At 55.2% G+C, this 25038-nt stretch carries 22 protein-coding genes; 18 read left to right on the forward strand and 4 right to left on the reverse strand.

All coding sequences use genetic code 11. The annotated features are described in order from the left end of the window. Positions 1-54 precede the first annotated feature (54 nt). Together yfcE and yfcD are read left to right on the forward strand one after the other, a co-directional pair. Positions 55-606: a phosphodiesterase gene (gene yfcE, locus ACRDD5_RS19030; protein WP_438677678.1), complete on the forward strand. Its 552-nt coding sequence runs from the start codon at positions 55-57 to the stop codon at positions 604-606. 55 nt (positions 607-661) lie between these two features. After that, positions 662-1204, forward strand: a complete 543-nt coding sequence (gene yfcD, locus ACRDD5_RS19035; RefSeq protein ID WP_271282846.1) for an NUDIX hydrolase YfcD — start codon at positions 662-664, stop codon at positions 1202-1204. A 57-nt stretch (positions 1205-1261) separates the two neighbouring features. Here the strand turns inward: yfcD and pta are convergent, their stop codons facing one another. Both pta and ackA read right to left on the reverse strand, forming a co-directional pair. Next, on the reverse strand, positions 1262-3400 hold the full coding sequence (pta, locus tag ACRDD5_RS19040) for a phosphate acetyltransferase (RefSeq protein WP_271282845.1): 2139 nt from the start codon (positions 3398-3400) through the stop codon (positions 1262-1264). 76 nt (positions 3401-3476) lie between these two features. Further along, positions 3477-4679, reverse strand: coding sequence for an acetate kinase (gene ackA, locus ACRDD5_RS19045; protein WP_271282844.1), 1203 nt, complete (start codon positions 4677-4679; stop codon positions 3477-3479). A 336-nt stretch (positions 4680-5015) separates the two neighbouring features. Between ackA and yfbV the strand changes: the two genes are divergently transcribed. The 4 genes from yfbV to ACRDD5_RS19065 all read left to right on the forward strand — a co-directional run bounded on the left by yfbV (position 5016) and on the right by ACRDD5_RS19065 (position 8640). Then, entirely contained in the window at positions 5016-5471 is a 456-nt protein-coding gene (gene yfbV / locus ACRDD5_RS19050) for a terminus macrodomain insulation protein YfbV (RefSeq protein WP_271282843.1), read from the forward strand. Between the two features lie 93 nt (positions 5472-5564). Next, complete coding sequence (locus ACRDD5_RS19055; RefSeq protein WP_271282842.1) at positions 5565-6059, forward strand: YfbU family protein; 495 nt, start codon at positions 5565-5567, stop codon at positions 6057-6059. A gap of 11 nt (positions 6060-6070) precedes the next feature. Beyond that, the gene (locus ACRDD5_RS19060; protein ID WP_438677679.1) at positions 6071-6730 is read left to right on the forward strand and encodes a sugar phosphatase; all 660 of its coding nucleotides are present in this window, start codon (positions 6071-6073) and stop codon (positions 6728-6730) included. A 77-nt stretch (positions 6731-6807) separates the two neighbouring features. After that, the gene (locus tag ACRDD5_RS19065; RefSeq protein ID WP_271282840.1) at positions 6808-8640 is read left to right on the forward strand and encodes an SLC13 family permease; all 1833 of its coding nucleotides are present in this window, start codon (positions 6808-6810) and stop codon (positions 8638-8640) included. A 28-nt stretch (positions 8641-8668) separates the two neighbouring features. Here ACRDD5_RS19065 and yfbR read toward each other — a convergent pair whose 3' ends face one another. Then, positions 8669-9268 (reverse strand): 5'-deoxynucleotidase, encoded by a 600-nt coding sequence (yfbR, locus tag ACRDD5_RS19070; protein ID WP_271282839.1) that lies wholly within the window; start codon positions 9266-9268, stop codon positions 8669-8671. A gap of 93 nt (positions 9269-9361) precedes the next feature. Further along, positions 9362-10576: a pyridoxal phosphate-dependent aminotransferase gene (locus ACRDD5_RS19075; protein ID WP_271282838.1), complete on the reverse strand. Its 1215-nt coding sequence runs from the start codon at positions 10574-10576 to the stop codon at positions 9362-9364. A 942-nt stretch (positions 10577-11518) separates the two neighbouring features. On the opposite strand from ACRDD5_RS19075, the gene lrhA reads away from it, so the two are divergent. The 12 genes from lrhA (at position 11519) to nuoL (ending at position 24966) form a co-directional block, all read left to right on the forward strand. Beyond that, a complete protein-coding gene (lrhA, locus tag ACRDD5_RS19080; RefSeq protein WP_438677680.1) occupies positions 11519-12457 on the forward strand; it encodes a transcriptional regulator LrhA in 939 nt (312 codons plus the stop codon). A gap of 633 nt (positions 12458-13090) precedes the next feature. Then, positions 13091-13531, forward strand: a complete 441-nt coding sequence (gene nuoA / locus ACRDD5_RS19085; protein WP_438677681.1) for an NADH-quinone oxidoreductase subunit NuoA — start codon at positions 13091-13093, stop codon at positions 13529-13531. A gap of 15 nt (positions 13532-13546) precedes the next feature. Beyond that, positions 13547-14221: an NADH-quinone oxidoreductase subunit NuoB gene (gene nuoB / locus ACRDD5_RS19090; protein ID WP_032612787.1), complete on the forward strand. Its 675-nt coding sequence runs from the start codon at positions 13547-13549 to the stop codon at positions 14219-14221. Between the two features lie 88 nt (positions 14222-14309). Continuing rightward, positions 14310-16112: an NADH-quinone oxidoreductase subunit C/D gene (gene nuoC / locus ACRDD5_RS19095; protein ID WP_438677682.1), complete on the forward strand. Its 1803-nt coding sequence runs from the start codon at positions 14310-14312 to the stop codon at positions 16110-16112. Positions 16113-16114: 2 nt separating this feature from the next. Beyond that, complete coding sequence (gene nuoE / locus ACRDD5_RS19100; protein WP_271268867.1) at positions 16115-16615, forward strand: NADH-quinone oxidoreductase subunit NuoE; 501 nt, start codon at positions 16115-16117, stop codon at positions 16613-16615. After that, the gene (nuoF, locus tag ACRDD5_RS19105) at positions 16612-17949 is read left to right on the forward strand and encodes an NADH-quinone oxidoreductase subunit NuoF (protein WP_271282834.1); all 1338 of its coding nucleotides are present in this window, start codon (positions 16612-16614) and stop codon (positions 17947-17949) included. Before nuoE ends, nuoF begins: the two co-directional genes overlap by 4 nt. Positions 17950-18006: 57 nt before the next feature. Continuing rightward, positions 18007-20733 (forward strand): NADH-quinone oxidoreductase subunit NuoG, encoded by a 2727-nt coding sequence (nuoG, locus tag ACRDD5_RS19110; RefSeq protein WP_438677683.1) that lies wholly within the window; start codon positions 18007-18009, stop codon positions 20731-20733. Then, complete coding sequence (gene nuoH / locus ACRDD5_RS19115; protein WP_271282832.1) at positions 20730-21707, forward strand: NADH-quinone oxidoreductase subunit NuoH; 978 nt, start codon at positions 20730-20732, stop codon at positions 21705-21707. The genes nuoG and nuoH overlap by 4 nt, the downstream gene beginning before the upstream one ends. Before the next feature lie 13 nt (positions 21708-21720). Beyond that, positions 21721-22263, forward strand: coding sequence for an NADH-quinone oxidoreductase subunit NuoI (gene nuoI / locus ACRDD5_RS19120; protein WP_038256279.1), 543 nt, complete (start codon positions 21721-21723; stop codon positions 22261-22263). Between the two features lie 11 nt (positions 22264-22274). Next, entirely contained in the window at positions 22275-22829 is a 555-nt protein-coding gene (nuoJ, locus tag ACRDD5_RS19125) for an NADH-quinone oxidoreductase subunit J (RefSeq protein ID WP_271282831.1), read from the forward strand. After that, positions 22826-23128 carry an NADH-quinone oxidoreductase subunit NuoK gene (gene nuoK / locus ACRDD5_RS19130; protein WP_271268862.1) on the forward strand — a complete coding sequence of 101 codons (303 nt, stop codon included), beginning with the start codon at positions 22826-22828 and terminating at the stop codon, positions 23126-23128. Before nuoJ ends, nuoK begins: the two co-directional genes overlap by 4 nt. Then, the gene (gene nuoL, locus ACRDD5_RS19135) at positions 23125-24966 is read left to right on the forward strand and encodes an NADH-quinone oxidoreductase subunit L (RefSeq protein ID WP_438677684.1); all 1842 of its coding nucleotides are present in this window, start codon (positions 23125-23127) and stop codon (positions 24964-24966) included. The genes nuoK and nuoL overlap by 4 nt, the downstream gene beginning before the upstream one ends. Positions 24967-25038 lie beyond the last annotated feature (72 nt).

Below are 25038 nucleotides of genomic sequence, written 5' to 3' on the forward strand. Positions count from 1 at the left end.
AAGCACGGCTGATTCGGGTATGATGAGGCAGCTTTTCTCTACATGGAGTCATCGATGAAACTGATGTTTGCATCGGACATTCACGGTTCGCTTCCGGCGACCGAACGGGTGCTTTCTCTGTTTAATCAGAGCGGTGCACAATGGCTGGTAATCCTCGGCGATGTGCTGAATCATGGCCCACGCAATCCGCTGCCCGAAGGCTATGCGCCTGCGCAGGTCGCCGAGCGGCTGAACGCCATCGCGTCGCGCATTATCGCCGTGCGCGGTAACTGCGATAGCGAAGTTGACCAGATGCTGCTGCACTTTCCGATTACCGCCCCCTGGCAGCAGATCCTGTTGGAAAAATGCCGCCTGTTTGTGACCCATGGACATCTGTTCGGCCCGGACAACCTGCCGGCGCTGAACGCTGGCGATGTGCTGGTTTATGGTCATACTCATATTCCGGTCGCCGGGAAGCAGGGCGATATCATGCATTTCAACCCCGGTTCCGTCAGCCTGCCTAAAGGCGGATTCCCCGCCAGTTACGGCATGCTGGAAGAGAACCATTTGTGCGTTATGACGCTGAATGACGGCCAGGTTATTGCGCAGTCCGAGATTAATCCGTAATTTACTCCTCAACAGTAAACGCGCCGCAAGAGCGCTTTAAAGAGAAGGTTTCCCGATGGTGGAGCACAGTCATTTGGCAAGTACTGAATGGGTCGATATTGTCAGCGAAGACAATGAAGTCATTGCGCAGGCGAGCCGCGAACAGATGCGGGCGCAGCGTCTGCGTCATCGCGCAACCTATATCGTGGTGCACGATGGCATGGGCAAAATTCTGGTCCAGCGCCGTACAGAAACGAAAGACTTTATGCCGGGCATGCTTGATGCCACCGCCGGGGGCGTGGTGCAGGCCGATGAGCAGTTACTCGAGTCCGCCCGCCGGGAAGCGGAAGAGGAGCTGGGTATTGCCGGGGTGCCGTTCGCCGAGCACGGGCAGTTCTATTTTGAAGACAAGCACTGTCGCGTCTGGGGTGGGCTTTTTAGCTGCGTCTCCCACGGACCGTTTGCGCTGCAGGAAGAAGAGGTGAGTGAGGTCAGCTGGATGACGCCTGCTGAGATCACCGCGCGTTGCGACGATTTCACCCCGGACTCGCTGAAAGCGCTGGCCCTGTGGATGAGCCGCAATGCCAGCAACGAACCGGTTAAGCACGAAGAAGCCTAACCGCAGCAGCAATAAAAAAGGCGACCATCAGGTCGCCTTTTTGCGTTGGGGTGCTGCTTACTGCTGTGAAGACTGGATCGCGGTCAGGGCGATGGTGTAGACGATATCGTCAACCAGCGCGCCACGAGACAGGTCGTTCACCGGCTTGCGCATACCCTGCAGCATCGGCCCGATTGAGATCAGGTCGGCTGAACGCTGTACCGCTTTGTAGGTGGTGTTACCGGTGTTCAGATCCGGGAAGATGAACACGGTAGCGCGACCAGCAACCGGGGAGTTAGGCGCTTTGGATTTCGCTACGTCAGCCATTACTGCGGCGTCGTACTGCAGCGGGCCATCGATAACCAGATCCGGGCGTTTTTCCTGCGCCAGACGCGTCGCTTCACGCACTTTCTCTACATCGCTACCGGCACCAGAGTTACCGGTTGAGTAGGAGAGCATTGCTACGCGTGGTTCGATACCGAACGCGATCGCGGAATCAGCGGACTGAATCGCGATTTCTGCCAGTTGTTCAGCCGTTGGATCCGGGTTGATCGCACAGTCGCCGTAAACGTAAACCTGTTCTGGCAGCAGCATGAAGAACACAGAAGAAACCAGCGAGCTGCCAGGTGCGGTTTTAATCAACTGCAGCGGTGGACGGATGGTGTTCGCCGTGGTGTGTACCGCACCGGAAACCAGACCGTCAACTTCGTCCTGCTCCAGCATCAGCGTACCGAGCACCACGTTGTCTTCCAGCTGTTCGCGGGCAACCGCTTCGGTCATCCCTTTGCTCTTACGCAGTTCGACCAGACGGGCAACATAGCTCTCGCGTACCACTTCTGGATCAACGATTTCGATACCTGAACCCAGCTCAACGCCCTGAGACGCTGCAACGCGGGTGATCTCATCCGGGTTGCCCAGCAGCACACAGGTCGCGATACCGCGTTCTGCACAGATAGCGGCTGCTTTAACGGTACGTGGTTCGTCGCCTTCTGGCAGAACAACACGCTTGCCGGCTTTGCGCGCCAGCTCGGTGAGCTGGTAACGGAAGGCTGGCGGAGAGAGACGACGGCTGCGCTCGGAGGTCGCGGTCAGGGATTCAATCCAGTCAGCGTTGATGCAACCAGCAACGTATTCCTGCACTTTCTCGATACGCTGGTGGTCATCAACCGGCACTTCCAGGTTGAAGCTCTGCAGGCTCAGAGAGGTCTGCCAGGTGTTGGTGTTGACCATGAATACTGGCAGGCCAGTCTCAAACGCGCGTTCGCACAGCTTGCTGACGCGTGGGTCCATTTCGTAGGCGCCGGTAAGCAGGATCGCGCCGATTTCTACGCCGTTCATCGCCGCCAGGCACGCTGCAACCAGCACGTCCGGACGGTCAGCAGAGGTCACCAGCAGAGAACCTGCACGGAAGTGTTCCAGCATGTGCGGAATGCTACGCGCACAGAAGGTCACAGACTTCACGCGACGGGTATTGATGTCGCCTTCGTTAACTACGGTCGCATTCAGGTGACGCGCCATGTCGATGGCACGCGTTGCGATCAGATCGAAGCTCCACTGCACTGCGCCCAGAACTGGCAGAGAACTGTATTCCTGCAGTTTAGCCGGATCAATTTTCACCACTTTCGCTTTGGAAGAGTCGTCGAAAATCTCGGACAGGTCAGGACGGGTACGGCCTTGCTCATCAACCGGTGCGTTCAGCTTGTTCACGATAACGCCGGTGATGTTGGCGTTTTTCGCGCCGCCGAAGCTGCTGCGGGTCAGCTCAATACGCTCTTTCAGCTGTTCCGGGGTATCGGTACCCTGGGACATCACGAACACGATTTCTGCGTTCAGCGTCTTGGCGATTTCGAAGTTCAGAGACTGGGCAAACTGATGCTTGCGCGTCGGTACCAAACCTTCAACCAGCACCACTTCCGCATCCTGCGCGTTAGCGTGATAGTTGGCGATGATCTCTTCCATCAGCACATCTTGCTGGTTGCTGGAGAGCAGAGACTCAACGTGACTCATTTTCAGCGGTTCAGCGGCTGGCAGAGTCGAGTTTGCGCGAATAATCGCGGTGGTCTGATCGGGAGCATCGCCACCAGCACGTGGTTGCGCAATTGGTTTAAACACGCTCAGACGAACGCCTTTGCGTTCCATCGCACGGATCACACCGAGGCTGACGCTGGTCAGGCCTACGCTGGTTCCGGTCGGGATTAGCATAATAGTACGGGACACGATTTATCCTCTTTCGTTACCGCCCAAAACGGGCGGGCGACAAAACAGCACCGCCAGCATGGCTGGCGGTGTGGAATCAGGCAGTCAGACGGTTTGCGTCTTGCGCGATAACCAGCTCTTCGTTGGTTGGGATAACCATCGCGAGGCGGGTACCTTCTTTGTTGATGAAGCCAGACTTACCAAAGCGCGCGGCCAGGTTACGTTCGTGGTCAACATCAAAGCCCAGCACGCCCAGTTTGCCCAGGGACAGCTCGCGTACCATTGCTGCGTTCTCGCCGATACCACCGGTGAATACGATCCCGTCCAGACGACCGTCCATCAGCGCAGTGTAAGAGCCGATGTATTTTGCCAGGCGGTGGCAGTAAACGTCCATTGCACGCTTCGCATCTTCTTTAGACGCGTAGTTGTCTTCAACGTAACGGCAATCGCTGGTGACTTCGGTCAGACCCAGCAGGCCAGACTCTTTGGTCAGCATGGTGTTGATCTGGTCAACGCTCATGCCCAGGTTGTCGTGCAGGAAGAAGATGATCGCTGGATCGATGTCACCGGTACGGGTGCCCATTACCAGGCCTTCCAGTGGGGTCAGACCCATGGAGGTATCAACACATTCGCCGTTACGGATAGCAGAAACGGAACCGCCGTTACCCAGGTGACAAGTGATGATGTTCACTTCTTCAACTGGCTTGTTCAGCATTTTCGCGGCTTCCTGAGTCACATAGTAGTGACTGGTGCCGTGGAAGCCGTAGCGGCGCACGCCGTGCTCTTTGTAGAGGTTGTACGGCAGGGCGTACAGGTAAGACTCTTCCGGCATAGTCTGGTGGAACGCAGTGTCGAACACGGCCACGTTTTTGTCTTTTAAATGCGGGAAGGATTTCAGCGCTTCGGTGATACCGATCAGGTGAGCCGGGTTGTGCAGCGGTGCAAATGGCGCTGCATCTTTGATACCCTGAATCACGGTTTCATCGATGATTACAGATTTGGTGTACTTCTCGCCACCATGAACGATACGATGACCGATAGAGGTCAGCTGAGCGGACAGTTCTGGTTTTTGTGCCAGAATAGTGTTAACGATAAAGTTCAGCGCTTCACTGTGAGCGGCGCCTGCACCTAAAGCCGCTTCTTGTTTGCTGCCGTCCATTTTCCACTTGAGACGTGCTTCAGGAAGATGGAAACATTCGGCCAAACCAGAGAGGTACTCTTCACCGTTGAGCGCATCGATGATGGCGAATTTCAGTGAGGAGCTACCGCAGTTCAGAACCAGTACTAACTTACTCGACATGGAAGTACCTATTATTGATACGTGGCTAAAAAAACGTCAGTGAGTCTTAAAGCGTAACGCAAGATCAGGCTGACATTTATGATTAACATCATGCCGGAAGTACATTTCGGCATGACGAAAGGAATACATATGATTTTATGCCATTTTGCGCATTTTTCCGGCAATGGCATAATGTGCGATAATTTGACGAGTTAACGATTCTCGCCTAAGGCCTTTGCAGACCGGCACAGGATACCCGATACTGGGTAGCGCTGACAAAAGTTTTTGAACGTTGTCATGACCAGTTGTGGATTTGCACGAATTTTTTAATTTTTATATGTGAAGTTGAGGTAAGCCATGTCGACACCCGTGAACCCTTCCGTGAGCTTCTTTAGTCTGTTTCGTCGTGGACAGCACTATTCGAAGACGTGGCCAATGGAAAAGCGCCTGGCGCCCGTCTTTATTGAAAACCGTGCGATTCGCGCCACCCGTTATGCGATTCGCCTGATGCCGCCGATCGCCATCTTTACCCTGTGCTGGCAGATAGCCCTGGGCGGACAGCTGGGGCCGGCGGTCGCCACCGCCTTGTTTGCCCTGAGTCTGCCGATGCAGGGATTATGGTGGCTGGGTAAACGCTCCGTCACCCCGTTGCCGCCCACCGTTTTAAACTGGTTTTATGAAGTCCGTGGCCGGTTGCAGGATGCAGGCCAGGCCCTCGCGCCGGTAGAAGGCAAACCGGATTACCAGGCGCTGGCCGACACCCTTAAGCGGGCATTTAACCAACTTGATAAAACATTCCTCGATGACTTGTGATTGATCATCGAAACGGTCACAAAAAAAAGGCACAGTAACAAACCGTTACCGTGTCTTTTTTTTAATGCTGCATTGCGCAACAGGAGTCGAAAGATGGAAATGACCCACGCTCAACGTCTGATTTTGTCTAATCAGTACAAAATGATGACTATGCTTGATCCCGACAACGCCGAGCGCTATCGCCGCCTGCAGACTATCGTCGAACGTGGCTTTGGCTTACAGATGCGCGAGCTGGATCGCGAGTTTGGTGAGCTGAAAGAAGAGACCTGTCGCACCGTGATCGACATTATGGAGATGTATCACGCGCTGCATGTATCGTGGGCGAACCTGAAAGATGCCCAGACCATTGATGAACGTCGCGTGACCTTCCTCGGCTATGACGCGGCTACCGAATCCCGCTACCTGAGCTATGTGCGCTTTATGGTGAACGTGGAAGGGCGCTATACCCATTTTGATGCCGGTACGCATGGCTTTAATGCCCAGACGCCGATGTGGGATAAATATCAGCGCATGCTTAGCGCATGGCACGCCTGTCCGCGCCAGTACCATTTGAGCAGCAACGAGATCCAACAAATTATTAATGCCTGACGGAGGTTGATGTGCAGTGTAAAGGTTTTCTGTTTGATCTGGACGGTACGCTGGTGGACTCCCTGCCAGTTGTAGAACGCTCCTGGTGCCACTGGGCCGACAGACATGGCATCGACCATCAGGACGTGCTGAATTTTATCCATGGCAAACAGGCCATAACCTCTTTACGGCACTTCTTATCCGGACGAAGTGAAGCGGATATCCAGGCGGAGTTTCGCTGGCTGGAGCAAATAGAGGCCACCGATACCGACGGCATTACCGCGCTGCCGGGGGCGATGGCGCTGCTCAGACACCTCAATGAAAGCGCGATCCCGTGGGCCATCGTCACCTCCGGCTCTGTTCCTGTGGCCCATGCGCGCCACAAGGCCGCAGGGTTGCCGATGCCAGAAGTGTTTGTTACCGCTGAACGCGTGAAGCGCGGTAAGCCTGAGCCGGACGCTTTTTTACTGGGCGCAGAGCTGCTGGGGCTGGCCCCTGAAGCGTGCGTCGTTGTCGAAGACGCCGCTGCCGGGGTGCTGGCAGGCCTCAATGCCGGAAGCCACGTTATCGCCGTTAATGTGCCCGCCGACTCCCCACGTCTGGATGAAGCCGACTTTGTACTGACCACGCTGGAGGCGCTGGCGGTAAGCCGTTCCGCCGACGGGAATGTAACCGTCACGCGGAAAGTGTAATCACATGATGTAGCCCCACATTGCTGGGGCTTTTTTATGGCACTATTTCTCGCACTCTTTTCTGACAAGGACCTGTTTTGAACGGTGAACTTACCTGGGTGTTGAGCTTGCTGCTCATCGCTATCCTCCTTTTTGCGACCGGCAAAGTGCGCATGGACGCCGTGGCGCTGCTGGTGATCGTGGCCTTTGTCCTCAGCGGCACCCTGACGCTCCCGGAAGCCTTTTCCGGTTTTAGCGATCCCAACGTTATTCTTATTGCTGCGCTGTTTATCATCGGCGACGGGCTGGTGCGTACTGGCGTGGCAACCAGTATGGGTGCCTGGCTGGTGAAGGTGGCGGGCAGCAGCGAAACCAAAATGTTGGTTTATCTGATGCTAACCGTCGCCGGGTTGGGAGCCTTTATGAGCTCTACTGGGGTGGTGGCGATCTTTATTCCCGTGGTGCTGAGCGTTTCGATGCGGATGCAAATCTCGCCCTCGCGCCTGATGATGCCGCTGAGCTTTGCCGGGCTTATCAGCGGCATGATGACCCTGGTGGCGACGCCGCCGAACCTGGTGGTCAACAGCGAGCTGCTGCGCGAAGGCCTGCAAGGGTTCAGCTTTTTTAGTGTCACCCCGCTGGGGCTGGTGATTCTGGCGATGGGCATTGTCTATATGCTGCTGACCCGCTTTGCCCTGAAAAGTGAAGGGCAGGATAAATCCCGCGATGGCTGGAAGCGGCGCACCTTCCGCGATTTGATTAAAGAGTATCGTCTGACCGGGCGGGCCCGTCGCCTCGCTATCCGTCCTGGCTCGCCGATGATTGGTCAGCGGCTGGACGATCTCAAGCTGCGCGAACGCTACGGCGCTAACGTTATTGGCGTCGAGCGCTGGCGTCGATTCCGCCGGGTTATCGTCAATGTGAACGGCGTATCCGAGTTCCGCGCCCGGGACGTGCTGCTAATTGATATGTCATCGGCGGATGTCGACCTGCGCGAATTTTGCAGCGAGCAGCTTCTGGAACCGATGGTGCTGCGCGGCGAGTACTTCTCCGATCAGGCGCTGGACGTCGGCATGGCTGAAGTCTCGCTGATCCCCGAATCTGAACTGCTCGGCAAGACGATGCGCGAAATCGGCTTTCGTACCCGCTATGGCCTGAACGTGGTGGGACTAAAACGTGACGGCGTGGCGCTGGAGGGGGCAGTGGTCGACGAGCCTCTGCAACTGGGGGACATTTTCCTCGTGGTGGGTAACTGGAAACTGATCGGCCAGCTGGGACAGGCGGGGCGCGACTTTGTGGTGCTCAATTTACCCATTGAGGTGAGTGACGCGTCTCCGGCCCATAGCCAGGCACCGCACGCCATTTTTTGTCTGGTGCTGATGGTCGCCCTGATGCTGACGGATGAAATTCCCAATCCCGTCGCCGCTATCATTGCCTGCCTGCTGATGGGCAAGTTTCGCTGTATCGATGCCGAAAGTGCCTATAAGGCGATTCACTGGCCGAGCATCATTCTGATCGTCGGCATGATGCCCTTCGCGCTGGCGCTGCAAAAAACCGGCGGTGTGGATTTGGTGGTGAAAGGGTTGATGGATCTGGGCGGCGGCTACGGCCCTTATATGATGCTGATCTGCCTGTTCGTGATGTGCGCCACCATCGGGCTGTTTATCTCAAATACGGCGACCGCAGTGCTGATGGCGCCCATCGCGCTGGCGATGGCGAAATCCATGGGCGTCTCGCCCTATCCGTTCGCCATGATGGTCGCGATGGCCGCGTCTGCGGCCTTTATGACGCCGGTCTCATCGCCCGTCAATACGCTGGTACTGGGACCGGGTAAGTATACCTTTAGCGACTTTGTGAAGCTTGGCGTGCCTTTCACCTTTTTGGTGATGGTGGTATGCGTGATCTTGATACCGGTGCTGTTCCCGTTTTAAGGGCGTTGCCCGGTTTCCGGGCAACAACCTATAAAGATGAATCCTGGCTGATCTCATCCAGCGACAGCTGGAAGCTGGGAACGAAGACCTGCATAAAGTAGTCCATCTCCTCACTGCGCCGCGCGTCGAGCGTTTTTTCCAGCCGGGATTTGGCCAGCAAAAATTCGTGATTACCGGCAGAGAGCTCTTCCAGACACTTCAGATAGGCGCACAGGGCATCGGCCTGCTTAACAATTGCGCGCTCTTCTTCGCTATAGCTGTTCTCATCGATTAGGGGCTCAAAGATATCGCGCAGCTCTTCCGGTACCATCTCCACCAGTTTTTGCTGGGCGATTTTTTCGATCGCTTTGTACTCCTGCGCAATTTGCGAATTGAAGTATTTGACCGGGGTCGGCAGATCGCCGGTCAGCACTTCTGAGGCATCATGGTACATCGCCAGCAGGGCAATACGTTCGGCGTTGGCCTGACCGTTGAACTTGCGGTTTTTAATCGCCGCCAGCGCGTGGGCCACCATCGCCACCTGCAGGCTATGTTCAGAGACGTTCTCGGTGCGTACGTTGCGCATCAGCGGCCATCGGTTGATGAGTTTCAGGCGGGAAAGATGGGCGAAAAAATGACTCTGACTCATAAGTTACCTTTTGTCTTGCACAGCGAGGTTTGATTGTGAGGGGAGGGGAGACGAGATGCAAATCGGGCTGCCATTGGCAGCCCGATTATCCTGTTACTGATGGTATCCACCGAGGAAGCGACCGAACCGGCTGATGGCCATTTCCAGCTCATCTTCACGCGGGAGCGTCACAATACGGACATGGTCCGGCCATGGCCAGTTAAACGCGGTGCCTTGCACCAGCAGCACTTTTTCCTGCAGCAGGAAGTCGAGCACCAGCTTCTGGTCATCAAAGATATTGAAGCGCTTGATGTCGATTTTCGGGAACATGTACAGCGCACCGTTCGGCTTCACGCAGGAGACGCCCGGAATGTCGTTAATCAGTTCCCACGCGCGGTTACGTTGCTCATACAGACGCCCGCCAGGCACGATAAATTCACTGATGCTCTGATACCCGCCCAGCGCCGTCTGGATGGCGTGCTGTGCCGGGACGTTTGCGCACAGGCGCATAGAGGAGAGCATTTCCAGCCCTTCGATATAGCCTTTCGCGTGTTTCTTCGGCCCGTTCAGTACCATCCAGCCCTGGCGGAAGCCCGCAACACGGTAGGTTTTGGACAGACCGTTAAAGGTGACGGTCAGCAGGTCCGGTGCCAGAGCGGCAATAGAGTGGTGCTGCGCAGCGTCGTACAGGATCTTGTCGTAAATCTCGTCGGCAAAGATGATCAGATTATGCTGACGGGCCAGCTCGACAATCTCCAGCAGCAGCTCTTTTGAGTAGACTGCGCCGGTAGGGTTATTAGGGTTAATGATCACGATACCGCGGGTACGCGGCGTGATTTTGGCGCGAATATCGTCCAGGTCAGGGAACCAGCCTGCCGATTCATCACACAGGTAATGAACCGCTTTACCGCTGGAGAGCGATACTGCGGCGGTCCACAGCGGATAATCCGGTGCAGGCACCAGCATTTCGTCGCCGCTGTTCAGCAGGGCCTGCATCGACTGGACGATCAGCTCAGAGACACCGTTGCCGATATAGATATCTTCAACCGTCACATCGCGCATGCCGCGCGCCTGATAGTGCTGCATGATCGCTTTACGCGCCGTGTAGAGACCTTTCGAGTCGCTGTAGCCTTGCGCTGTCGGCAGGTTGCGGATCACATCAACCAGAATTTCATCCGGTGCATCAAAACCAAATGGCGCCGGGTTGCCGATATTAAGTTTAAGAACTTTATTGCCTTCTTCTTCAAGGCGTTTTGCCTCTTTAAGAACCGGGCCACGAATGTCGTAACAAACGTTATCTAACTTACTGGATTTTTCGATGGGTGACATGAACCTTTAACCTTTTCGCTGTTATTGCTACTTCCTGCCGTGGAAGTCAGCACGAAACAATGTACTCCTGCATCGCCCGGTTTTGAAGCGTAAACAGGAGAACATTTTGTGCATACTGTTAAACTACAGGCAATATTTTTATCTGTATTTTTCGTTAACATGGATTTTCCATGCCGGGTAGCGACGTTCTTATGGTTGAATGTTTTGATTAGTGTGGTTTATTGTGGATTTTTCACTGTAAAAATGGTGCGGGCCGGGCGATTTACCGCGGCGGTGCTACAGTTTCTGGTAGCAATCTTTCGTAAAAGCTGAAGCGAGCGTGACGCGTAATCTAAAAACGCGTTTTAAATAAACGTTACGCGTTTGAAAATAATGTTAAGCATTATTAATCAATAAGTCCTGATTAAAATATTATTTATTTCTTAATAAATATGAATTCGCAACTTTCGTTAATATAAATTAAATTAGTTTAGCCAGTTATCAATCAGGTTAAATCAGATAAGATGCAATAAGACTTATAAACAAAAGGGATTTGGGTTAAGATGTCGCACAAGGACAGGCGGGGCAAGAAGCCGTTGCTGGCCTCGCTGTCGTTCCTTTTATTAGTTTCTTGTTATTGCTAGAATTATCTCTGCCTTGCTAAGTTAAGCAATACCATTGCTGCGTAGCCTTTACTGCGATAAAGTTGGCGCTGGAAATGCTGTTCCTTTACGGCATTTACATTATCCAGCAAGCATTTATATATCTCGAGTGTTGTTGAGAATAAAAATATCGTCAGATAAGTTGTTTCTGACCGCTGATATACCCAGCACGATTACTTTATGCAGGCACACTGCCAGACCGGGACGTCAGAGGGTTTTGTTCAGAAGGAACTGTTTTACTTTTACGCACACAGCTTAACCTCGGGGCAGCTCCGCGCGAGTAACCTGTAAGTGAAAAGACATGAATATTGCAAATCGTCCGATACTGAATCTCGACCTCGATCTGCTGAGAACCTTTGTTGCGGTCGCCGATCTGAACACCTTTGCTGCTGCGGCGGCGGCAGTTTGCCGTACCCAATCTGCGGTCAGTCAACAAATGCAACGACTGGAGCAACTGGTCGGTAAAGAGCTTTTTGCCCGTCATGGCCGCAATAAGCTGTTAACTGAACACGGTATTCAGCTGCTGGGCTATGCCCGAAAAATTCTTCGTTTTAATGACGAAGCATGTACGTCATTAATGTTTAGTAATCTGCAGGGTGTCTTAACCTTAGGCGCTTCGGATGAGTCCGCCGATACCATTCTGCCGTTCCTGCTAAACCGCATCAGTTCGGTTTATCCGAAACTTGCGCTGGATGTCAGGGTAAAGCGCAACGCGTTTATGGTTGATATGCTTCAGGAACAGGAAGTCGATCTGGTGGTGACCACGCACCGTGCCGGGCAGTTTGATTGTCTGACGCTGCGCACCTCTCCGACCCACTGGTACTGTGCTGCTGAGTTTGTGTTACAGCGCGGTGAGCCCGTACCGCTGGTTCTGCTGGACGATCCCAGTCCGTTCCGCGATATCGTGTTATCCACGCTCACTGCCGCTAATATCCCCTGGCGACTCGCGTACGTGGCCTCCACGTTGCCTGCCGTGCGCGCCGCAGTAAAAGCGGGGCTTGGGGTGACCGCTCGCCCGGTGGAGATGATGAGTCCCGACTTACGCGTATTAGGTAAAGCGGACGGATTGCCACAGCTGCCTGACACGGAGTACATGCTCTGCCATAACCCGTTGAGCAACAACGAGCTGGCGCAGACCATTTTCACGGCGATGGATAACTATCATAATCCGTGGCAGTACAATAATGTTACCCCGGAAGGGGGGGATGACTCCCTGGTAACCGAGCGCGATTTCGAGTAAGCGAATCGCTAATATTTCGGTAACAAATTGCTTCTGCAAAAAAAGAATCACTGAGGCTCATTTGCGGCCCAGTGGTTCTTTTTTATCATCTGGTCCCAGTGGTTTGGCTTAAGTTGCAATTAATAATCATGTTTATCAATGGCATGGTCATTCGCCCTGTCTGGGTTCCCCCACGCGCTTCTCTCCGTACAATGTCAATGGGCATGTTAAAAAAGCAGCAAAGATGTTGCCGTTTTTTTGATTGAATTAACAAAAGCGTGTCACAGATCAAGAAAATACTCCTCTTTGGGGGGAGGAATCAGCGGCAAATCCTGTCAAACTAAGAGGGTAATCTTGGCATTAATACATTACGGACACGATTCAACACCCTAACGCAGGAACACGCCTCACGCCTCGTGAGGGGAAAAGGGCATTAAATGTTAATGAAGATCGAACGATGTAATTTAATGTGAAGAAACTTTTGTTAAAGTTGACAAAAGGTTATAGAAAGGAGTAAAAAACCTCATCATTTTGCTGTCTATGTCTCATTTTCGACAGTTAGTGTACGGTTATTTGTTCCTCCCCATGAATCGATGTGATGCCCATCTGCCAGTAAGAGCAGGGTTTACAGGTATCACTTTTGATGAGTAAGCAATGAGTATGTCAACATCCACAGAAGTCATCGCTCATCACTGGGCATTCGCAATCTTTCTTATCGTTGCCATTGGCCTGTGCTGCCTGATGCTTGTCGGCGGCTGGTTCCTGGGCGGTCGCGCCCGCGCAAGGCACAAAAACACGCCATTCGAATCGGGTATCGATTCGGTAGGTACCGCGCGTTTACGCCTGTCTGCCAAATTCTATCTGGTGGCCATGTTCTTCGTCATCTTCGACGTGGAAGCGCTTTACCTGTTCGCATGGTCTGTCTCTATCCGCGAAAGTGGTTGGGTAGGCTTTGTCGAGGCCGCAATTTTCATTTTAGTGTTACTGGCCGGTCTGGTTTATCTGGTGCGTATCGGCGCGCTGGACTGGACACCTGTACGCTCACGCCGTGAACGTACCAACCCGGAAAACAGTATCTCTAATCGTCAGCAGTAACAGCGAGGCAATAAGATGGATTATACGCTCACCCGCATAGATCCTAACGGTGAGAATGACCGTTACCCCCTGCAAAAGCAGGAGATCGTAACCGACCCCCTGGAGCAAGAAGTCAACAAAAGCGTGTACATGGGCAAGCTCGAGAATGCCATGCACGATATGGTCAACTGGGGACGCAAGAACTCAATCTGGCCGTATAACTTCGGTCTTTCTTGCTGCTACGTTGAAATGGTGACGTCATTCACTGCGGTGCATGACGTTGCGCGTTTTGGTGCAGAAGTACTGCGTGCCTCCCCGCGTCAGGCTGACCTGATGGTGGTGGCGGGGACCTGCTTTACCAAAATGGCGCCGGTCATTCAGCGCCTTTATGACCAGATGCTTGAGCCAAAATGGGTTATCTCCATGGGCGCTTGTGCTAACTCTGGCGGCATGTACGACATCTATTCCGTCGTGCAGGGCGTAGACAAGTTCATTCCGGTGGACGTTTACATCCCGGGCTGCCCACCGCGTCCTGAGGCCTATATGCAGGCCCTGATGCTGCTGCAGGAGTCGATTGGCAAAGAACGCCGTCCGCTCTCCTGGGTTGTGGGCGATCAGGGCGTGTACCGCGCTAACATGCAGTCTGAGCGCGAGCGTAAACGCGGCGAACGTATTGCCGTTACCAACCTGCGTACACCAGACGAAATTTAATTTGCGCCTGTGGGCTGGAGATAACCTTCGCATATCACTATTCAAATAGCGCGAAGCCACGCCCAACAGTCACCACGGACCATTTGCAATGGTGAACACTATGACCGACTTAACCGCGCAAGACGCCGCCTGGCAAACACGGGATCATCTCGATGACCCGGTCATTGGCGAAATGCGCAACCGTTTTGGGCCGGATGCCTTTACTGTTCAGGCCACCCGTACCGGGGTACCCGTTGTTTGGGTGAAGCGTGAGCAATTACTGGAAGTGGTTGATTTCCTAAAGAAACTACCTAAACCTTACGTCATGCTGTTTGACCTACACGGCATGGATGAGCGACTGCGTACGCACCGCCACGGTTTACCCGCGGCGGATTTTTCCGTTTTCTACCACCTGATCTCAATAGACCGTAATACGGATATCATGCTCAAGGTGGCATTGTCTGAAAACGACATGCATCTGCCGACCGTCACCAAACTGTTCCCGAACGCTAACTGGTATGAGCGTGAGACCTGGGAAATGTTTGGCATGACTTTCGATGGCCACCCGCACCTGACGCGCATCATGATGCCGCCGACGTGGACTGGTCACCCGCTGCGTAAAGATTATCCGGCGCGCGCCACTGAATTCGATCCGTTTGAGCTGACCAAAGCCAAGCAGGATCTGGAGATGGAAGCGCTGACCTTCAAGCCGGAAGACTGGGGCATGAAGCGCGGTACCGAAAACGAGGACTTCATGTTCCTCAACCTCGGTCCGAACCACCCGTCTGCGCACGGTGCATTCCGTATTATTCTTCAGCTCGACGGCGAAGAGATTGTCGACTGTGTGCCAGACGTGGGCTATCACCACCGTGGCGCAGAGAAGATGGGCGAACGGCAGTCCTGGCACAGCTACATTCCGTACACCGACCGTATCGAGTACCTCGGCGGCTGCGTGAACGAAATGCCTTACGTGCTGGCGGTTGAAAAACTGGCCGGCATTAAAGTGCCGGAACGCGTAGACGTGATCCGCGTGATGCTGTCTGAACTGTTCCGTATCAACAGCCACCTGCTGTACATCTCAACGTTTATCCAGGACGTTGGTGCGATGACCCCGGTGTTCTTCGCCTTTACCGACCGTCAGAAAATTTATGATCTGGTGGAAGCGATTACAGGCTTCCGTATGCACCCGGCCTGGTTCCGTATCGGCGGTGTGGCGCACGACCTGCCGCGCGGCTGGGATCGTCTGCTGCGTGAGTTCCTCGACTGGATGCCAAAACGTCTGGCGTCATACGAGAAAGCCGCACTGCGTAACTCGATCCTGATTGGCCGTTCGAAAGGCGTTGCCGCTTATGGCGCGAAAGAGGCGCTGGAGTGGGGCACCACCGGTGCTGGCCTGCGTGCAACCGGTATTGATTTCGACGTGCGTAAAGCCCGTCCTTACTCTGGCTACGAAAACTTCGACTTTGAAGTGCCGGTTGGCGGCGGCGTGTCCGACTGCTACACCCGCGTAATGCTGAAAGTGGAAGAGCTGCGTCAGAGTCTGCGCATCCTTGAGCAGTGCCTCAACAACATGCCGGAAGGCCCGTTCAAGGCGGATCACCCGCTGACGACGCCGCCACCGAAAGAGCGCACGCTGCAACATATCGAAACCTTGATCACGCACTTCCTGCAGGTTTCGTGGGGTCCGGTGATGCCGGCCAACGAATCCTTCCAGATGATTGAAGCGACCAAGGGGATCAACAGTTATTACCTGACCAGCGACGGCAGCACCATGAGCTACCGTACGCGTATCCGTACCCCGAGCTTTGCGCACCTGCAGCAAATCCCGGCCGCCATTCGCGGCAGTCTGGTCTCCGACCTGATTGTGTATCTGGGTAGTATCGATTTTGTTATGTCAGACGTGGACCGCTAATTATGCACGAGAATCAACAACCACAAACCGAGGCTTTTGAGCTGAGTGCCGCAGAACGTGCTGCGATTGAGCATGAGATGCATCACTACGAAGACCCGCGTGCGGCGTCCATTGAAGCGCTGAAAATCGTTCAGAAACAGCGTGGTTGGGTGCCAGATGGAGCAATCTATGCTATCGCGGACGTGCTGGGTATTCCGGCAAGCGACGTCGAAGGCGTGGCAACGTTCTACAGCCAGATCTTCCGCCAGCCGGTTGGCCGTCATGTGATCCGCTATTGCGACAGCGTGGTATGCCATATCACCGGTTATCAGGGGATCCAGGCCGCTATCGAGAAAAAACTCGATATTAAGCCGGGACAGACCACCTTTGATGGTCGTTTTACCCTGCTGCCAACCTGCTGCCTGGGTAACTGCGACAAGGGGCCGGCGATGATGATCGATGAGGATACTCACGTTCATGTGACGCCGGAAGCGATTCCTGACCTGCTGGAGCAGTACAAATGAAAACCGTAATGCGTACTGCTGAAACGCATCCGCTGACCTGGCGTCTGCGCGATGACAAACAGCCGGTATGGCTTGATGAATATCAGAGCAAAAACGGCTATTCCGGCGCACGTAAAGCGCTGGGCGGCATGGCGCCTGATGAGATCGTCAACGCTGTGAAAGACGCTGGCCTGAAAGGGCGCGGCGGTGCAGGCTTTTCCACCGGACTGAAGTGGAGCCTGATGCCAAAAGACGAATCCATGAACATCCGTTACCTGCTGTGTAACGCCGATGAAATGGAGCCGGGCACCTACAAAGATCGCCTGTTGATGGAGCAGCTGCCGCACCTGCTGGTGGAAGGCATGCTGATCTCCGCCTTCGCGCTGAAAGCCTACCGCGGTTACATCTTCCTGCGCGGCGAGTACATCGAAGCGGCAGAGAACCTGCGCCGCGCGATTGCCGAAGCCACCGAGGCGGGCCTGCTTGGTAAAAACATTCTGGGCACCGGTTTTGACTTCGAACTGTTTGTGCACACTGGCGCCGGGCGTTATATCTGCGGTGAAGAGACCGCGCTGATTAACTCCCTGGAAGGACGCCGTGCGAACCCGCGTTCCAAGCCGCCGTTCCCGGCGAGCTCCGGCGTGTGGGGGAAACCGACCTGCGTAAACAACGTCGAAACCCTGTGCAACGTTCCGGCTATCCTTGATAACGGCGTGGCGTGGTACCAGGGCATCTCGACCAGTAAAGATGCCGGTACCAAGCTGATGGGCTTCTCGGGCCGCGTGAAAAACCCGGGCCTGTGGGAACTGCCGTTCGGTACCACCGCACGCGAAATTCTTGAAGACTACGCGGGCGGCATGCGCGATGGCCTGAAATTCAAAGCCTGGCAGCCGGGTGGGGCAGGGACAGACTTCCTGACCGAAGCCCACCTTGATCTGCCGATGGAATTCGAAAGCATTGGTAAAGCAGGCAGCCGTCTGGGTACGGCGCTGGCGATGGCCGTCGACCACGAGATCGGCATGGTGTCGCTGGTGCGTAACCTGGAAGAGTTCTTCGCCCGTGAGTCCTGCGGCTGGTGTACGCCATGTCGTGACGGTCTGCCGTGGAGCGTGAAGATCCTGCGTGCTATTGAGCGTGGCGAAGGCCAGCCTGGCGATATCGAGACACTTGAGCAACTGTGTCGATTCTTAGGGCCGGGTAAAACCTTCTGTGCGCATGCGCCAGGTGCCGTTGAGCCACTGCAAAGCGCAATTAAATATTTCCGCGACGAATTCGAAGCAGGCATCAAGCAGCCGTTCAGCAATACCCATTTGATTAATGGTATTCAGCCGAACCTGCTGAAAGCGCGCTGGTAACGACGAAGAATTTTGATTAACGCTCGAAGTTAATTCGAGCCAACTGGAAGCATGCTAATGGCTACGATTCATGTAGACGGCAAAGAATACGAGGTCAACGGCGCGGACAACCTGCTAGAAGCTTGTCTGTCCCTCGGCCTTGATATTCCGTATTTTTGCTGGCATCCGGCGCTGGGGAGCGTCGGTGCTTGCCGCCAGTGTGCGGTGAAGCAATATCAAAACGCGGAAGACACGCGTGGTCGCCTGGTGATGTCGTGTATGACACCAGCCACCGAAGGAACCTTTATTTCTATCGACGACGCGGAAGCCAAACAGTTCCGCGAAAGCGTGGTGGAGTGGTTAATGACCAACCACCCGCACGATTGTCCGGTGTGTGAAGAGGGCGGTAACTGCCATCTTCAGGATATGACCGTGATGACCGGGCACAGCTTCCGTCGCTATCGCTTTACCAAACGTACCCACCGCAATCAGGATCTGGGGCCGTTCATCTCGCATGAAATGAACCGCTGCATCGCCTGCTACCGCTGCGTGCGTTACTACAAAGATTATGCCGACGGCGAAGATCTGGGTGTATATGGCGCACATGACAACGTCTACTTTGGTCGTCCGGAAGACGGCGTGCTGGAGAGCGAGTTCTCCGGCAACCTGGTCGAAATCTGCCCGACCGGCGTCTTCACCGATAAAACGCACTCCGAGCGTTACAACCGTAAGTGGGACATGCAGTTTGCGCCAAGTATTTGCCAGCAGTGCTCTCTCGGCTGTAACACCAGCCCGGGTGAGCGCTACGGCGAACTGCGTCGTATCGAAAACCGTTACAACGGTACCGTAAACCACTACTTCCTCTGCGACCGTGGTCGTTTCGGCTATGGCTATGTGAACCTGAAAGACCGTCCGCGTCAGCCGGTTCAGCGCCGTGGCGATGACCTGATCACCCTTAACGCCGAGCAGGCGATGCAGGGTGCAGCAGATATTCTGCGCCAGTCGAAGAAAGTGATCGGTATTGGCTCCCCGCGCGCCAGCGTTGAAAGCAACTTTGCGCTGCGTGAGCTGGTGGGTGCGGATAACTTCTACACCGGTATCGCTCAGGGCGAGCAGGAACGTCTGCAGCTGGTACTGAAAGTGCTGCGCGAAGGCGGTATTCATACCCCTGCGCTGCGCGAAATCGAATCTTATGATGCGGTTCTGGTATTGGGTGAAGATTTAACCCAGACCGGCGCCCGCGTTGCGCTGGCGGTTCGTCAGGCGGTGAAAGGCAAAGCGCGCGAAATGGCAGCGGCCCAGAAAGTGGCTGACTGGCAGATTGCGGCGATCATGAATATCGGTCAGCGTGCTAAACACCCGCTGTTTGTCACTAATATCGATAACACTCGTCTGGATGATATCGCGGCGTGGACCTACTGCGCGCCGGTTGAAGATCAGGCGCGTCTTGGCTTTGCGATTGCCCATGCGCTGGACAACAGCGCCCCGGCGGTTGAAGGCCTGGATCGTGACCTGCAGAACAAGATCGATGTGATCGTACAGGCGCTGGCCGGTGCGAAGAAACCGCTGATTGTATCCGGTACGAATGCCGGTAGCGTTGAGGTCGTTCAGGCTGCAGCTAACGTTGCGAAAGCTCTGAAAGGCCGTGGCGCAGACGTCGGCGTGACCATGATTGCCCGCGCGGTAAACAGCATGGGTCTGGGAATGATTGGCGGCGGTTCTCTGGAAGCGGCGCTGAGCGAACTCGAATCCGGTGCGGCTGATGCCGTTATCGTGCTGGAAAACGACCTGCATCGTCATGCTTCTGCTGCCCGCGTCGATGCCGCCCTGTCGAAAGCGCCACTGGTGATGGTTATCGACCATCAGCGCACGGCAATCATGGACAAAGCGCATCTGGTGCTCTCTGCGGCAAGCTTCGCGGAAAGTGACGGTACCGTTATCAACAACGAAGGCCGCGCACAGCGTTTCTTCCAGGTTTACGATCCGTCTTATTACGATGCCAACATCGTGATGCTGGAAAGCTGGCGCTGGCTGCACTCCCTGCACAGCACCGTCCAGAGTCGTGAAGTGGACTGGACCCAACTCGATGACGTGATCGATGCTGCCGTTGCTGCCCTGCCGCAGCTGGCAGGCATCAAAGATGCGGCGCCGGATGCTTCCTTCCGTATTCGCGGCCAGAAGCTGGCCCGTGAACCGCACCGCTACAGTGGCCGTACTGCGATGCGTGCTAACATCAGCGTGCACGAACCGCGTCAGCCGCAGGATAAAGACACCATGTTCGCCTTCTCAATGGAAGGGAACAACCAGCCGTCTGCGCCACGTTCACAGATTCCGTTTGCCTGGGCACCAGGCTGGAACTCCCCGCAGGCATGGAACAAGTTCCAGGCTGAAGTGGGCGGTTCTCTGCGCCATGGCGATCCTGGCGTGCGCCTGATCGAAGCAAGCGAAACCGGTCTCGAGTTCTTCTCCACTGTTCCGGCAAGCTTCCAGGCGGAAGAGGGTAACTGGCGTATCGCGCCTTACTACCATCTGTTTGGTAGTGACGAAATGTCCCAGCGTTCTCCGGTGTTCCAGACCCGCATGCCGCAGCCTTACATCAAGCTCAACCCGGCTGATGCCGCGAAGCTTGGCGTGAATGCAGGCGCCCGTATCTCCTTTAGCTATGAAGGCCAGACGATCAGCCTGCCGCTGATTATCACCGACGGTCTGAGTGCAGGGCAGGTGGGTCTGCCGATGGGATTACCGGGTATTGCGCCGGTACTGGCAGGCGCGCGTCTCGATAATCTGCAGGAGGCACAAGCATGAGTTGGTTAACGCCGGATCTTATCGACATTCTGCTGAGCATCCTGAAGGCGATTGTCATTCTGCTGGTGGTCGTCACCTGCGGTGCGTTCATGAGCTTTGGTGAACGTCGTCTGCTCGGTCTGTTCCAGAACCGTTATGGACCGAACCGTGTGGGCTGGGGTGGTTCACTCCAGCTGGTCGCGGATATGATCAAGATGTTCTTTAAAGAGGACTGGATCCCGAAATTCTCGGATCGCGTCATCTTTACGCTTGCGCCGATGATCGCCTTCACCTCGCTGCTGCTGGCCTTTGCTATCGTTCCGGTCAGCCCGTCGTGGGTGGTCGCGGATCTGAACATCGGGATCCTGTTCTTCCTGATGATGGCAGGCCTCGCGGTTTACGCGGTGCTGTTCGCGGGCTGGTCCAGTAACAACAAATACTCCCTGCTGGGCGCGATGCGTGCGTCTGCCCAGACGCTGAGCTATGAAGTGTTCCTGGGTCTCTCCCTGATGGGCGTGGTGGCGCAGGCCGGGTCATTTAACATGACCGACATCGTCAACAACCAGGCCGACATCTGGAACGTGATCCCGCAGTTCTTTGGTTTTATTACCTTTGCCATCGCGGGCGTGGCGGTGTGTCACCGTCACCCGTTTGACCAGCCAGAAGCCGAGCAGGAACTGGCCGATGGTTACCACGTTGAATATTCCGGTATGAAGTTCGGTCTGTTCTTCGTGGGCGAGTACATCGGTATCGTCACCATTTCTGCGCTGATGGTAACGCTGTTCTTTGGTGGCTGGCATGGCCCGTTATTACCGCCATTCATCTGGTTCGCGCTGAAAACCGCGTTCTTTATGATGATGTTCATTTTGATTCGTGCGTCCTTACCGCGTCCGCGTTATGACCAGGTAATGTCCTTCGGCTGGAAAGTGTGCCTGCCGCTGACGCTCGTCAACTTGTTGGTAACGGCGGCTGTCATTCTCTGGCAGCAGCCATAAGGGGCTTTAGACCATGACCTTAAAAGAATTATTGGTAGGCTTCGGCACCCAGGTACGCAGTATCTGGATGATCGGCCTGCACGCGTTTGCAAAACGTGAAACCCAGATGTACCCAGAAGAGCCGGTTTATCTGCCGCCGCGCTACCGTGGCCGTATCGTGCTGACGCGCGATCCGGACGGTTCGGAGCGTTGCGTTGCCTGTAACCTGTGTGCGGTAGCGTGTCCTGTCGGCTGTATCTCTCTGCAAAAAGCCGAGACCAAAGACGGTCGCTGGTACCCGGAGTTCTTCCGCATTAACTTCTCACGCTGCATCTTCTGCGGTCTGTGTGAAGAAGCGTGCCCGACCACGGCGATTCAGTTGACCCCGGACTTCGAGCTGGGCGAATACAAACGTCAGGACCTGGTGTACGAGAAAGAGGATCTGCTGATTTCCGGTCCGGGTAAATACCCGGAATATAACTTCTACCGGATGGCGGGTATGGCAATCGACGGCAAAGATAAGGGCGAAGCAGAGAACGAAGCCAAGCCTATCGACGTCAAGAGCCTGTTACCGTAAGGAGAGGGGCAATGGAATTCGCTTTTTATATCTGTGGCCTGATCGCCATCCTGGCTACGCTGCGAGTGATTACGCACACCAACCCGGTGCATGCGCTGCTGTATTTAATCATTTCGCTGCTGGCTATTTCTGGGGTGTTCTTTGCGCTGGGCGCACACTTCGCCGGTGCGCTTGAAATCATCGTCTACGCCGGGGCCATTATGGTGCTGTTCGTGTTCGTGGTGATGATGCTGAACCTCGGTGGATCGGAAATTGAGCAGGAACGTCAGTGGTTAAAACCGCAGGTCTGGATTGGTCCGGCAATTTTGTCGGCCATCATGCTGGCGGTGATCGTGTATGCCATTCTGGGCGTCAACGATCAGGGCATCGACGGGACGCCAATCAGCGCCAAAGCGGTAGGGATCTCCCTGTTCGGGCCTTACGTTCTGGCAGTTGAACTGGCCTCCATGCTGCTGCTGGCAGGTCTGGTTGTGGCATTCCATGTCGGTCGTGAAGATCGCGCTGGCGAGGTGCTGAGCAACCGTGCTGACGACCGTGCGAAAAGAAAAACGGAGGATCACGCATGATCCCTTTACAACACGGACTGATCCTCGCAGCGATTTTATTCGTGCTGGGCTTAACCGGTCTGGTTATCCGCCGCAATCTGCTGTTCATGCTGATTAGCCTGGAAATCATGATCAACGCCGCCGCGCTGGCCTTCGTGGTCGCCGGTAGTTACTGGGGCCAGACCGATGGTCAGGTCATGTACATCCTCGCCATCACCCTTGCGGCTGCAGAAGCGAGTATTGGCCTGGCGCTGTTGCTGCAGCTCCATCGTCGCCGCCAGAACCTGAACATCGATTCAGTAAGTGAGTTGCGTGGATGAACATGCTTGCCTTAACCATTATTTTCCCGTTGATTGGCTTCCTGCTGCTGGCGTTTTCTCGCGGCCGCTGGTCGGAAAATCTGTCTGCGACCGTGGGCATTGGCTCCATCGGCCTGGCCGCGCTGGTTACCGCGTATGCGGGTATCGACTTCCTTAACAACGGCAAGCAGGCGTATACCCTGCCACTGTGGAACTGGATGTCGGTCGGCGATTTCAATATCGGTTTCAGCCTGGTGCTGGATGGCCTCTCCCTGACCATGCTCTCGGTGGTCACCGGCGTCGGCTTCCTGATCCACATGTTCGCCTCCTGGTACATGCGCGGTGAAGAGGGTTACTCCCGCTTCTTCGCCTACACCAACCTGTTTATCGCCAGCATGGTGATTCTGGTGCTGGGCGACAACCTGCTGCTGATGTATCTCGGCTGGGAAGGCGTGGGCCTGTGCTCCTATCTGCTGATCGGTTTCTACTACACCGATCCGAAGAATGGCGCAGCGGCAATGAAAGCCTTCGTCGTGACCCGTGTGGGTGACGTGTTCCTCGCGTTCGCGCTGTTCATCCTCTACAACGAGCTGGGCACGCTGAACTTCCGCGAAATGGTGGAACTGGCACCTGCGCACTTCGAGGCCGGTAACAACATGCTGACGTGGGCAGCCCTGATGCTGCTGGGCGGCGCGGTAGGGAAATCCGCACAGCTGCCGTTGCAGACCTGGCTTGCAGACGCGATGGCAGGCCCAACGCCTGTCTCCGCGCTGATCCACGCCGCAACCATGGTTACCGCGGGCGTCTACCTGATTGCCCGTACCCACGGCCTGTTCCTGATGACCCCGGAGATCCTGCATCTGGTGGGGATCGTCGGTGCGGTTACGCTGGTGCTGGCAGGCTTTGCGGCGCTGGTGCAGACCGACATCAAACGCGTTCTCGCCTACTCCACCATGAGCCAGATTGGCTACATGTTCCTGGCGCTGGGCGTGCAGGCGTGGGATGCGGCGATTTTCCATCTGATGACGCACGCGTTCTTTAAAGCGCTGCTGTTCCTCTCATCCGGTTCGGTGATCCTTGCCTGCCACCACGAGCAGAACATCTTCAAGATGGGCGGGCTGCGTAAGTCCATTCCGCTGGTTTATGCCTGCTTCCTGGTGGGCGGCGCGGCGCTGGCGGCACTGCCGTTGATTACCGCAGGCTTCTTCAGTAAGGACGAAATCCTGGCGGGAGCAATGGCGAATGGCCATATCAATCTGATGGTTGCCGGTCTGGTCGGTGCGTTTATGACCTCCCTGTATACCTTCCGTATGATTTTCATCGTCTTCCATGGAAAAGAACAAATTCACGCGCATGCAGGGAAGGGGATTACCCACCATCTGCCGCTGATTGTGCTGATGGTCCTCTCCACCTTCGTTGGCGCACTGATTGTGCCGCCGCTGCAGGGTGTTCTGCCGGGCACCACCGAGCTTGAGCACGGTCGTGTGCTGACGCTTGAAATCACCTCTGGCGTGGTCGCGATTGCGGGCATCCTGATTGCAGCATGGCTGTGGCTGGGCAAACGTACGCTGGTAACTGCGGTTGCCAACAGTGCGCCGGGCCGTCTGCTGGGCACCTGGTGGTACAACGCGTGGGGCTTCGACTGGCTGTATGACATGATCTTCGTGAAACCGTTCCTCGGCATTGCGTGGCTTATCAAGCGCGATCCGCTGAACGCGATGATGAACACCCCGGCGATCCTTTCCCGCTTTGCAGGTAAAGGCCTGCTGTTCAGCGAGAACGGCTATCTGCGCTGGTATGTGGCATCAATGAGCATTGGCGCGGTGGTCGTACTGGCGCTGCTGATGGTTCTGCGTTGATTCATAAGTGAATTTATAAAAATTCGTTGAAAATCAGGCCCCTGTCGGGGGCCTTAAAAAGGAATAAAAATC

Origin of the sequence: Silvania sp. (genome assembly GCF_051656365.1) — a bacterium.
Taxonomy (GTDB): domain Bacteria; phylum Pseudomonadota; class Gammaproteobacteria; order Enterobacterales; family Enterobacteriaceae; genus Enterobacter; species Enterobacter hatchlandensis.